The organism is uncultured Erythrobacter sp., assembly GCF_947502395.1.
In the GTDB taxonomy this organism is placed as follows: Bacteria; Pseudomonadota; Alphaproteobacteria; order Sphingomonadales; family Sphingomonadaceae; genus Erythrobacter.
The window spans coordinates 34601-45358 of sequence record NZ_CANMZM010000001.1 but is presented as its reverse complement, the minus strand read 5'-3'; the positions used below and the strand labels follow the sequence as shown (position 1 = coordinate 45358).

Sequence of the window (10758 nt, the reverse complement as noted above, 5' to 3'; positions counted from 1 at the left end):
AACAAGATTCAGATGTGCGCGGCCTAATGCCGGGCGCCCGTAGCCGACGGATCGCCGACAGGCCAAAGCTCAGTCCATATGCTTGAGGCCAACCCTCAGGTAATCCCATCCGGTGATGCAGGTGAGCGCAGCGGCAAGCCATAGGCTAGCGAGCCCCACTACATGCACCCAACTCTCAGCGATCGTCTCACAGTCAGGAGCTTCAATCGACTGGCATGGCTGGCCATGCACGGCTCCACCAAGGATAAGTGCGCCCAGGGCGATCAGTTGGAACGTGGTCTTCCATTTGGCGAGCTTGGTCACCGGAACCGATACCTGAATGCCGCCCAGAAATTCGCGCAAACCCGAAACCGTGATCTCACGGACGAGGATTATACCACCAGCTATTACATGAAGATCGCCAACGTAAGGACCGCGCAAATAGCCCTGTGCGGTCAAAATCAGAATGACTGCAGCCACCATGATCTTGTCGGCAATGGGATCAAGAAATATCCCCAATTTTGAAACTGTGCCCTGCGCTCTTGCCAGATACCCGTCGAAAAAATCGGTGATGGCGATGACGCAATAGAGGGCAAATCCAATCAGATAGCCGATCTTCCAATCCGGCCACCACAGGAAGAATCCCAGCAAAGGCACGGCGAAAATGCGGGACAAGGTAAGGATGTTTGGCAAAGTCAGCATAGAACGAAACGTTCCTTAGCGGGCATTTCGTGGAAGCAAAACACCTGGAGTTCGCCAGACCAGAGTCTGGGGCATTGCTCCATGGTCGCACTTGTGCGCTTCATCGATTGCATTACATGGGTGAGCGCAAGAAGCCGCCGGGACGCTACGTTACGCATGACAACATCGACGCACCTTCTTCGGCGAAAGCGGTTTTTGCCATTGATGATCACGCAGTTTTTCAATGCGTTCAACGACAATCTCTACAAGACTGCCATGGTCTTGTTTGTTGTCTATTCTGTCTATCAAGATGAGAAGCAGGAGGCGCTTTTTAGCGGCGCGGCCTCGCTTATCTTTGTCGCACCTTTCGTGCTATTTTCCGCTCTCGCTGGGCAATTGGCCGACACACGCGACAAAGCGGCAATTATTCGCGTGGTCAAACTGTGTGAGATCGGTTGGGCGAGCCTTGGCGTTGTGGGGCTCTACTTGGCTTGGCAGGGAATCATGGTGCACACGGTGGCGATACCGTTGCTCATGGTGGTGCTGTTTCTCGCCTCAACTCAGTCAGCTTTTTTGGGACCGATCAAATATGCGATCCTTCCCCAGCAGCTCAAGAAAGAAGAGGTGCTTTCTGGCACAGGCCTTGTCGAGGCGGGAACGTATATTGCAATCCTCGGAGGCACCATCCTAGCGGGTTTTGTCGAGGTTCAGACCTCGATGATTGTCATTATTATCACTGCTTTTATCGGCTATCTTTCGGCGCGATTTGTGCCTCAGGCGCTGCCGCAAAGTGACTATGAGATGCACTTTCCGCTGCTTGAGCCTTTTGCAGTAGAGACTAAAAGCACCTTCAAGAGATGGTTGGGATACCCCTTTGTTGCTGTAGCAGATCAGGTCGTTATGAGCTCTCGCCTAATCAAAGAGGTGAAGCAGAATCGCCAGATCTGGCTCGCGATAATCGCCATCAGCTTCTTCTGGACCATGGGCGCGGTCCTGTTCATCCAGTTCCCTCCGCTCGCCAAGAACCAACTGCTTGCCACACCCGAGGTCTCAAGCCTGTTTCTAGTGATCTTCTCGCTCGGGATTGCCATCGGATCGGTCAGCATTAACGCGCTTCTGAAAGGCGTGGTTTCCGCCCGTTATTCGCCCATATCAGTCGTTGTCATGGGTGCCTTCCTGATCGGTTTCTACATTGTCGCTAAAGCTTGGTCGCCCAACCCATCGGGCGAATTGCTACCGGTGCAAGAATGGATCATGGAGCCGCTTGCAGTGCCACTGTCGCTGATGCTGCTGGGCGTTTCGACGGCGGGTGGCATGTTTGTTGTGCCATTGTATGCATTCCTCACCACCCGCTGCGCCAAGGATGCCGCGAGCCGGACGATCGCAGTGAATAACATCGTCAATTGCATTTGCATGGTGCTGGGGTCAGCGCTTGCGATTGGCCTGACCGGCATTGGGATAGCTGTAGTCGATCAACTGCTCGTCGCAGCCGCTATGACAATGGTTTCAGCCTGGCTCGGTTGGATGCTGTTCAAGGCTGAGAAAGAAGCGGGCGATCCGGCAATCGCGTGAACACGCTCGTTCGAATGCTTCAAATGATAAAGACCAGAACAGCAGCGAAAACCGCAAAATAGACGCTTGCGAACCCACGAACATCGTCTCTCGTCAAACGCCAAAGGCTCTCGGTCGGGGTTTCAAATAACTCCTCAGTCACATGCCCCGGCAAAGTCGCCCGAAAGGGGTGCCTCGCACCCTCGTCGGTTAAAACCAGAGCACGACGTTTGCGGCCAGCGAGACGGCGGCGCTCAATTTCGGGGGCTGGTGAAGCGTTGAGGAAACCCTCTGCGGAAAGGCTTGCGACTGTCATGAGCCAAGGGTTAACGATTTCTTAACTTTTGAGCGAGCGCCAAAATCGCCCTGCCCTGATGCGGGACAGTAAGCCGTGGTTGTGGTTAATCTCCACATGCTTCAGACCCTTGGCGGATAATCGAATAGCGGTGTTTGCGCCAAAACGGTGCCACCGCTACCCCTCGCGAATGGGAGAATACGGCAAGGTGACACAAGCAACGAAATCCGCAGCGAAGCTCTTAGTCGAATGCCTTGAGGCACAAGGGACCGACCGCATATTCACGGTGCCGGGAGAAAGCTTCTTAGCGGTACTAGATGCACTGCATGGGCAAAGCGCAATTGAAACCGTGATTTGCCGACAGGAAGGCGGCGCTGCCTTTATGGCTTGTGCGGATGGCGCCATGAGTGCCGCCGGCGATGCACTCCGTCCTGGCATCGCCTTTGTTACGCGCGGCCCGGGCGCCACCAATGCCTCTATCGGTGTCCATGTTGCGATGCAGGATTCGCAGCCCATGATCCTTTTCGTTGGCGATGTCGCCCGACCGATGCGCGACCGCGAGGGCTTTCAGGAGATCAATTTTGAGGCATTCTTTGGCCCGATCGCCAAATGGACGGCGCGCATTGATGATCCTAATCGAGTAGCCGAGTATGTTTCACGAGCCTATTCCATCGCCGTGAACGGCAGGCCAGGCCCTGTGGTGCTTGCCCTTCCGGAAGATATGCTATGCGACGAGGTTGCAGAAAATCTCACTCCTCGCCCTGCCACGGTTCGCACACCTCAGGCGGTTTGCCCGGATGCAATGCAGGCCCTTTTCGGCATGATCGCCAACGCCGCCAGCCCCATTGCAATCATCGGTGGTGCTGGCTGGAACACCAAAGCGCGGCTTGGATTCCAGCAATTTGCCGAGCGGATCGGCCTCCCGGTCGCGACCGCATTCAGGCGGCAGGACGCAATTGATCCGACTTCGCCGGTCTATGCGGGCAATTTGGGATATGGACCCAACCCTAAGCTTATCGACCGTGTTAAGAACGCCGATCTGGTTCTGGCAGTTGGTGCGCGCCTGGGCGAGGCGACGACAGATGGCTACGAGGTGCTGACGCTAGAACACCCGGACCAAACTCTCATCCATGTCCACCCGGACCCCAATGAGATTGGCCGTGTATACCGCACAGATATGGGGCTCTCCTGTTGGGTCGATGAATTTGCCGAGGCGGCAAGCCTATGGGAAGATGCGACGATCATTCCGTTCGATGCTGGCGCTGACGCACACCGCGAATGGGAAGAATGGGCAACGTATTCGCCATCTGATGCCCCCCCTGCCCTCGATATGGCCGCCTGTGTCACGGCTATGCGATCCGTGCTTCCTGAAGACAGTATCATCTGCAATGGCGCGGGCAATTTTGCTGGGTGGTGGCACCGCTATTGGCGCTATTCCGGCTATCCTAGCCAGCTTGCACCGACGGCTGGGGCCATGGGATATGGCGTGCCCGCATCGATTGCTGCCGCCCTGCGATACCCAGACCGCACCGTGGTCGCTGTCGCTGGCGATGGGGATTTTCTGATGAACGGACAGGAACTCGCAACTGCTGAGCAATATGGCGTGAACCTTCTTGTCCTTGTGGTAGACAATGGCGCCTACGGCACGATCCGAATGCATCAGGAGCGAGAGTATCCAGCCCGTGTTTCAGGCACACAGCTTTCCAATCCAGATTTTGCGATGTTGGGAGCAAGCTTTGGAGGTTGGAGCACCACGGCAAACACCACTGACGAGTTTGTGGAAGCGCTTGACGAAGCCAAAGGCCGCAGCGGCCTCCGCCTGATTCATATGAAGATTGACGTGGAACAGCTTGCCGCGAGCGGCGCGACCGTCAGCGGCCTCAGGGCTCGCTAGCGATCCGCCATTTCGCAGATGAGCTGCCACTCCTCCGGCGCAATTTTGGCAACTGAAAGGCGAGACAAGCGCACGAGCTCACATTCGGCGAGCTTAGGCTCAGCTTTAATCTGCTTGAGGGTGACTGGGTTGTCGAACTTACGCAGAGGTTTGACCTTTACCGCTGCCCATTTGCCCGTCTCATCGGTCGGATCTAGAATTCCGGCAACGCTCACCTCGCAAATGCCAACAATTTCAAGCCCTTCTCGCGAGTGGTAGAAGAAGCACTGGTCACCAACTTCCATTGCCCGCAGGTTGAGCCGCGCTGTGTAATTACGAACGCCGTCCCACACGCCCTCTTCTTCAGCTACCAGATCGTCCCAACCATATTTGAACGGCTCAGACTTTATCAGCCAATATTTGGGCATGAGGTTGATCTCCAAATCGGGGCGGTCAGGCAGCAGCGCTCTTCAAAGTCGCCTTTAAGGACTAACCTAGACGATGCTGAGCTTCTACCCTGAAACGCGGCTAGGCTTTGTTTTGAGTTACTCAGGCTTCTTCTCTCGGGCGATTAACTCAATCTTTAAGACGTGCCTGATAGTCACGTAAACGTAGGAAAACAGGGGGTCTTGAACCGACGCATCGGGCATGGTGGAACTCGACAGAACGAAAAAGCTAAGGGGGAGCGCTGATCGCGATCTCGTCGCATTGGGCATTGCAACTGCAGCGATTATACTGTTTGTTGCGACAGGCGGGCGTGTTCTTCCCGCAGCAATAAACGCAGTATTTGCCGGCGGTGCCGCACCGGACGCTTTGCTCGTCAACGCCCTTCTTCTCAACGTCGTTCTCATCATCTTTGGCTGGCGGCGCTACCGCGAGCTTAAAGTCGAGATCAATGACCGCCGAACCGCCGAAGAATTGGCGCGCGAACTCTCTGAGACTGACCCGCTTACCGGGTGCCTAAATCGGCGTAGTATGGCCCGCATTACTAATGAGCTACGTGGCGAGGCGAGAGCCAAGGGCCTGGCAGTTGTTTATTGCATGATCGATTTGGATAACTTCAAACAAATCAATGATATGAATGGTCATACGGCAGGAGACTCTGCTCTTGTCGAGCTTGCTCGCCGGATCGATTGCGTGCTTCCGAATGAAGCAAGCCTTGCCCGAATTGGCGGTGATGAATTTGCCTTTGTAATGGTTTTTGACCCCAATCAGACTGAGCGCGTGGATGACCTCGCGATTCGTCTATACGAAGCTATGGCCACGCCATTTGTCCTTGAGCAAGTCACAGTGGATGCAACCCTTTCCATGGGTCTTGCTAGCGATCACAGCAAACACGGATTTGATCCAAAGCTACACTCCTCCGATGTGCTTATGCAGCGTGCCGATATTGCGATGTACCAGGCAAAGAAAGAGGGCAAGAACCGATATTTCTGGTTTGAACCAAGCATGGAAAGCGAGCTGCGTTTCCGCAACGAACTGGAGATGGGCATTCGTTCTGGGCTGCATAAGGGCGAATTTGTGCCCTATTATGAGCAGCAAGTTGACGTTGAATCCGGCGAATTGGTGGGTTTTGAAATGCTGGCGCGATGGATCTCGCCCAGCTTTGGTTCAATCAACCCTGAGATATTCATTCCGATTGCCGAGGAAATCGGTGTCATTGCCGAGCTTTCAGACCGGCTGATCGAAAGCGCATTGGACGATGCAGGTGATTGGGACGAAGCCATCACCCTTTCAATCAACATCTCACCGGTGCAATTGCGCGATCCATGGTTTGCTCAAAAGCTTCTGAAAATGCTGGTGAAGCACAACTTCCCTCCGCATCGCCTTGAAATTGAGATCACTGAAAGCTGCCTGCACGACAACGTAGATATGGTTCGAGGCATCATCACATCCCTACGCAATCAGGGTGTCCAGATCAGCCTTGACGATTTTGGTACGGGCTATTCCTCACTCGAGCAGCTGCGCAGTTTGCCGTTTGATCGGCTCAAGATTGACCGTTCATTTGTGAGCGAGCTTTCATCGCCTGAGGCCAAGTCGCCGATTGTTGATGCGATCGTGTATCTGGGTCGGGGTCTTGATTTGCCGATGACAGTCGAAGGCATCGAGGACGAGGCGATCCTTGGGCAGCTCAAACAGATGGGCAAACTCAAGGGCCAAGGCTATCTCTATGGACGCCCGGAAAGCGGTGCCGAAGTGCGTAAAAGACTGGCCGCGAACGGCAAGCTTGCCGCGGCTGGAGAGGGCCGGAAAGGACCTCAGCGTTCCACCGACAGTGGCGAAGCGCAAGCACTCTCGCAAAGGGTAAGCTGAGCTCTATTGATCAGTAAGACTGGACGCTGGTGCACTCGATGCATAGATGCGCATCCACTATGCGCGTCCCTTTCATAAAAATGCACGGCCTCGGCAATGATTTTGTCGTGCTTGATGCACGTGAGAGGCCCCTGCCCGGTACAATCTCAAGCTCAAATGCAAAAGCTCTTGCCAACCGCAATACCGGGATTGGCTGTGACCAACTGATCGTGCTGGAACCAAGCGCTGCGCACGCCTTTGCGATGCGGATCTACAATGCGGACGGCGGCGAAGTTGGAGCCTGTGGGAATGCAACCCGCGCGGTGGCTCTCCTCCACGGCGAAGCTGCCACGATTGAGACAACCGGCGGGCTTCTGGCGCTGGAGCCCGCTAAGGGCGGCGCTACGGTAAACATGGGCGTACCGAGGGTGGACTGGAATCAGATCCCCCTCGACTACGCGATGGACACGCTTTCCATGCCGGTTGGCTGGCGCGAGCTCAAGAACCCGGTGGCCGTCAATGTCGGCAATCCGCACGTGATCTTCTTTGTTGAGGATGCCGATAAAGTGGATCTTGGCACGCTTGGTCCTGAGATCGAAAACGATCCCCTCTTTCCTGAGCGCATCAACGTGAATGTCGCTTCCGGCGTCGGCGAGAATCATCTCAAGCTTCATGTCTGGGAGCGCGGCGCTGGTTTGACCCGGGCTTGCGGGACAGGGGCGTGTGCAACCGCAGTCGCGGCTATCCGGCGCGGGCTTGTTGGCGATGCAGTAACTGTGACCCTTCCGGGTGGCGATCTTTTTATCGAATGGCGCGAGGGTGAAAGCATCCGAATGACTGGCCCGGCGACCGAAAGTTTTCGTGGCGAGTTTGAATGGGATGATTTCGCATGAGCGACGCAGAAGTCATTTCCCTCGGCTGCCGCCTCAATATCGCCGAGAGCGAACGCATGAAGGCGATGCTGGGCGATGCTGGGGATGTGGTGGTCATTAACTCCTGCGCGGTCACATCCGAAGCCGTGCGCCAGACCCGCCAAGCCATCCGCAAAGCTCGACGCGAGCGGCCTGATGCGCGCCTAATGGTCACCGGGTGCGCGGCCGATATTGAGCGCGACCAATTGTCTGATATGCCAGAGGTCGATGGCCTCATTGCGAACGATCGCAAACTCGATCCGAGGGCGTGGAATGTGCCCGTCCCCGAGGCTCCGCCGCCTCCCACACGCACCCGAGCCTTTATCGCTGTGCAGAATGGCTGCGACCACGCCTGCACTTTTTGCGTAATCCCTCAAGGGCGCGGCAAAAGCCGCTCAATGACGAGCCCAGAGGTGCTGCGCGAGGTCGAGCATCACTTGAAGTTGGGCGCGATGGAAGTCGTACTGACCGGCGTGGACGTGACGAGCTGGGGACACGACCTGCCCGATACCCCGCCGCTTGGCACATTGGTCGCAGCTGTCCTCAATCGCTTCCCCGGCCTTGAACGCCTGCGTATGTCATCGCTCGACGGCATAGAGATTGATGACGAGCTGTTCGAACTGCTCGCAGGGAATGAGCGCCTGATGCCGCATCTACACCTTTCGATGCAGCACGGTCACGATCTTATCCTAAAGCGAATGAAACGCCGCCACCTTCGTGCGGATACAGTCGATCTGGTCCAACGCCTCAAGGCTCGCCGCCCGGACATCGCGATTGGTGCCGACCTTATTGCAGGCTTTCCGACCGAAACCGACGAGCACCACGCAGCTAACCTCTCGATCATCAAAGAGCTTGATATCGTCCACGGTCACATCTTTCCTTATTCGCCCCGCCCCGGGACGCCCGCGGCGCGTATGCCGCAGCTCGACCGGGGGATCGTCAAGGCGCGCGCGGCGGAGCTTCGTGAAGCCGTCAAGCAGCGCCGCACCGATTGGCTCAACACCCTTGTGGGTGAAACCTTGCCGGTCCTCGCCGAGAGAGACGGCACCGGCTATGCACCTAGTTATGCAAGGGTGACCTGCCCAAGCGACGCCGTACCCGGCACGATCATCGCCCACACACCGAGCGCTCTTGAAGGAGGTATGCTCATATGACGCAGAGTTGGAGCGAAAGGCTCTTTAGCGGCTTTCGCAAGACCTCTGAGCGCATTGGCAGCAATCTCACGGGCGTCGCGACACGCCTTGATGATGCAACGCTCGATGACCTTGAAGATGCACTGATTGTCTCAGACTTGGGGCCGGCTGCAGCCGCACGTATTCGACAGAAGCTTGCTGACAAGAGCTTTGGGCTTGAGATCACGCAAACCGAACTCAAAGAAGCGGTCGCCGAGGAAATCGCAGAGATTCTTCGCCCGGTTGCAAAACCACTTGAAATCACCGCCTTCCCGCGTCCTCAGGTCATTCTCGTGATCGGGGTCAATGGTTCCGGCAAAACCACAACCATCGCGAAACTCGCCCACCTCTTCACTGAGGACGATTACGGCGTGCTCCTGGCTGCTGGCGACACATTCCGCGCGGCTGCTATCGGTCAGTTGGCGACTTGGGCCGAACGTGCCGGTGTCAACCTTGTACGCGGGCCGGAGGGTGGAGACCCAGCATCCATCGTCTTCGATGCGGTGAAGCAAGCAACAGACACCGGGATCGATGCGCTGGTGGTCGACACCGCTGGACGCCTTCAGAGCAAGAAAGAGCTGATGGAAGAGCTCTCCAAAATCCGGCGTGTTCTAGGTAAGCTAAACGAAGAGGCCCCGCATGATGTGGTGCTCGTGCTTGATGCGACCAATGGTCAGAATGCGCTTTCTCAGATCGATGTCTTCAAGGAGGTCGCAGGTGTCACCGGCCTGATCATGACCAAGCTTGATGGCACAGCGCGTGGCGGTGTTTTGGTCGCGGCAGCAGAACAATACGGCCTCCCGATCCACGCGATTGGTGTTGGCGAGAAGATGGAAGACTTGCGCCCGTTTGATCCCGACCTGGTGGCGCGCGTGATTGCAGGAGTGGCTTGATGGCCGAAACGGAAAGCCCGACTGAAACCAAGCCTGCACCCTCGGGCTGGCTCAACGTAGCGGTCGATTACGGTCCGCTGATCGTCTTCCTCGCCGTCTATCGTTACAATGCACCTGCCGAGCCCAATGCAGCAAGTGAGCTGCTCGCCATCATTTATGGCACGGGCGCATTTATGGTAGCGGCGGTGGCTGCGCTCCTCTTTTCGAAATTCCGCCTTGGCAAGGTCAGCCCGATGCTGTGGCTCTCCACAGCGTTGATCGTGGGCTTCGGAACACTGACGATCTTCTTCGGCGATCCCGTGTTCGTGCAATTGAAGCCCACCATCATCTACTCCTTCTTCGGAGTGGCCTTGTTGGCAGGCTTTTTCACAGGGAGAGCGCTCCTCAAGATTCTCCTCGAAGCTGCATTTGAAGGCCTCACTGAAGAAGGTTGGCTCAAACTCTCGCGCAATTGGGGCGTGTTCTTTCTGGCGCTCGCGGCGCTCAACGAGGGCCTTCGCACCTATATGGATTTTGAAGGTTGGCTTTGGGCAAAGCTCTGGGTGTTCCTGCCGCTCACCTTCCTCTTCACCTTTACACAGCTTCCAATGCTCTTGAAGCACGGCCTTGACGTGGGGCAGAATGAGGATGGCGAAGAAGGATCAAAGAGCGAATAGAGCGCAGGATTCCTGCAGCTTTCCTACATGAAGAAGGCACACCATAATGCGCGCAGCTCTTCCACAATCAAAGCTCCTCCAGAACTGCCTGCGCATGGGTGTTGCGTTAGCACAATCAAGCAAGCTGTTTGATCTCAGGCTCTTGCCCAAATCTGCGTAGGAGATAACGCAACAATCGTGCTGCGTCAGCGTCTTGAGCACCTTGACTCAAGCTGGGCCCGAGCGCCCGGAAGCGGTGCCCATATCCAAGGCGCAAATACGCGGCCATTGCGGCTTTAAGGAAGTCCTCTGCATCGCCGTGCGAGAAGAGCATACCGACATCGTTGAAGTTCAGGAACAATCGTTCGCCATCGCCAGTGAACGTCGTCGTCCCGATGGAAATCTGCGCCTCACCTTCAAGCTTGGCGTGATCGCGAACGGTACGTTTGAAATCGATCTTGGTAGGCACTAGTCGC

11 protein-coding genes are annotated in these 10758 nt (G+C 56.2%); 7 read left to right on the top strand and 4 right to left on the bottom strand.

What is annotated here, in order from left to right; all coding sequences use genetic code 11:
* Positions 1-69: 69 nt before the first annotated feature.
* Complete coding sequence (pgsA, locus tag Q0778_RS00245) at positions 70-681, bottom strand: CDP-diacylglycerol--glycerol-3-phosphate 3-phosphatidyltransferase (RefSeq protein WP_298302708.1); 612 nt, start codon at positions 679-681, stop codon at positions 70-72.
* Positions 682-837: 156 nt separating this feature from the next.
* Here pgsA and Q0778_RS00240 point away from each other — a divergent pair, with 156 nt between their 5' ends.
* Positions 838-2232, top strand: coding sequence for an MFS transporter (locus Q0778_RS00240; RefSeq protein ID WP_298333183.1), 1395 nt, complete (start codon positions 838-840; stop codon positions 2230-2232).
* A gap of 19 nt (positions 2233-2251) precedes the next feature.
* On the opposite strand, the gene Q0778_RS00235 is transcribed toward Q0778_RS00240, so the two are convergent.
* The gene (locus Q0778_RS00235) at positions 2252-2527 is read right to left on the bottom strand and encodes a hypothetical protein (protein WP_298333181.1); all 276 of its coding nucleotides are present in this window, start codon (positions 2525-2527) and stop codon (positions 2252-2254) included.
* Between the two features lie 169 nt (positions 2528-2696).
* On the opposite strand from Q0778_RS00235, the gene Q0778_RS00230 reads away from it, so the two are divergent.
* The gene (locus tag Q0778_RS00230) at positions 2697-4400 is read left to right on the top strand and encodes a thiamine pyrophosphate-binding protein (RefSeq protein WP_298333179.1); all 1704 of its coding nucleotides are present in this window, start codon (positions 2697-2699) and stop codon (positions 4398-4400) included.
* Here Q0778_RS00230 and Q0778_RS00225 read toward each other — a convergent pair.
* Positions 4397-4807 (bottom strand): EVE domain-containing protein, encoded by a 411-nt coding sequence (locus Q0778_RS00225; protein ID WP_298333178.1) that lies wholly within the window; start codon positions 4805-4807, stop codon positions 4397-4399. The two genes, Q0778_RS00230 and Q0778_RS00225, sit on opposite strands and share 4 nt — an antisense overlap.
* 220 nt (positions 4808-5027) lie before the next feature.
* On the opposite strand from Q0778_RS00225, the gene Q0778_RS00220 reads away from it, so the two are divergent.
* From Q0778_RS00220 to Q0778_RS00200, 5 genes are read left to right on the top strand one after another with little or no spacing between them, the layout of a single operon-like run.
* Entirely contained in the window at positions 5028-6692 is a 1665-nt protein-coding gene (locus Q0778_RS00220; protein WP_298333176.1) for an EAL domain-containing protein, read from the top strand.
* A 59-nt stretch (positions 6693-6751) separates the two neighbouring features.
* A complete protein-coding gene (gene dapF, locus Q0778_RS00215) occupies positions 6752-7564 on the top strand; it encodes a diaminopimelate epimerase (protein ID WP_298333174.1) in 813 nt (270 codons plus the stop codon).
* Positions 7561-8736, top strand: coding sequence for a MiaB/RimO family radical SAM methylthiotransferase (locus Q0778_RS00210; protein WP_298333172.1), 1176 nt, complete (start codon positions 7561-7563; stop codon positions 8734-8736). The genes dapF and Q0778_RS00210 overlap by 4 nt, the downstream gene beginning before the upstream one ends.
* On the top strand, positions 8733-9647 hold the full coding sequence (gene ftsY, locus Q0778_RS00205; protein ID WP_298333170.1) for a signal recognition particle-docking protein FtsY: 915 nt from the start codon (positions 8733-8735) through the stop codon (positions 9645-9647). The genes Q0778_RS00210 and ftsY overlap by 4 nt, the downstream gene beginning before the upstream one ends.
* Complete coding sequence (locus Q0778_RS00200) at positions 9647-10303, top strand: inner membrane-spanning protein YciB (RefSeq protein ID WP_298333168.1); 657 nt, start codon at positions 9647-9649, stop codon at positions 10301-10303. The genes ftsY and Q0778_RS00200 overlap by 1 nt, the downstream gene beginning before the upstream one ends.
* Before the next feature lie 115 nt (positions 10304-10418).
* Here Q0778_RS00200 and Q0778_RS00195 read toward each other — a convergent pair whose 3' ends face one another.
* Positions 10419-10751, bottom strand: coding sequence for a hypothetical protein (locus Q0778_RS00195; protein ID WP_298333166.1), 333 nt, complete (start codon positions 10749-10751; stop codon positions 10419-10421).
* Positions 10752-10758: the final 7 nt, after the last annotated feature.

Coding starts and splice junctions, on each gene's coding strand:
- pgsA (WP_298302708.1), bottom strand. CDS start 681: ATGCTGACTTTGCCAAACATCCTTACCTTGTCCCGCATTTTCGCCGTG.
- Q0778_RS00240 (WP_298333183.1), top strand. CDS start 838: ATGACAACATCGACGCACCTTCTTCGGCGAAAGCGGTTTTTGCCATTG.
- Q0778_RS00235 (WP_298333181.1), bottom strand. CDS start 2,527: ATGACAGTCGCAAGCCTTTCCGCAGAGGGTTTCCTCAACGCTTCACCA.
- Q0778_RS00230 (WP_298333179.1), top strand. CDS start 2,697: ATGGGAGAATACGGCAAGGTGACACAAGCAACGAAATCCGCAGCGAAG.
- Q0778_RS00225 (WP_298333178.1), bottom strand. CDS start 4,807: ATGCCCAAATATTGGCTGATAAAGTCTGAGCCGTTCAAATATGGTTGG.
- Q0778_RS00220 (WP_298333176.1), top strand. CDS start 5,028: ATGGTGGAACTCGACAGAACGAAAAAGCTAAGGGGGAGCGCTGATCGC.
- dapF (WP_298333174.1), top strand. CDS start 6,752: ATGCGCGTCCCTTTCATAAAAATGCACGGCCTCGGCAATGATTTTGTC.
- Q0778_RS00210 (WP_298333172.1), top strand. CDS start 7,561: ATGAGCGACGCAGAAGTCATTTCCCTCGGCTGCCGCCTCAATATCGCC.
- ftsY (WP_298333170.1), top strand. CDS start 8,733: ATGACGCAGAGTTGGAGCGAAAGGCTCTTTAGCGGCTTTCGCAAGACC.
- Q0778_RS00200 (WP_298333168.1), top strand. CDS start 9,647: ATGGCCGAAACGGAAAGCCCGACTGAAACCAAGCCTGCACCCTCGGGC.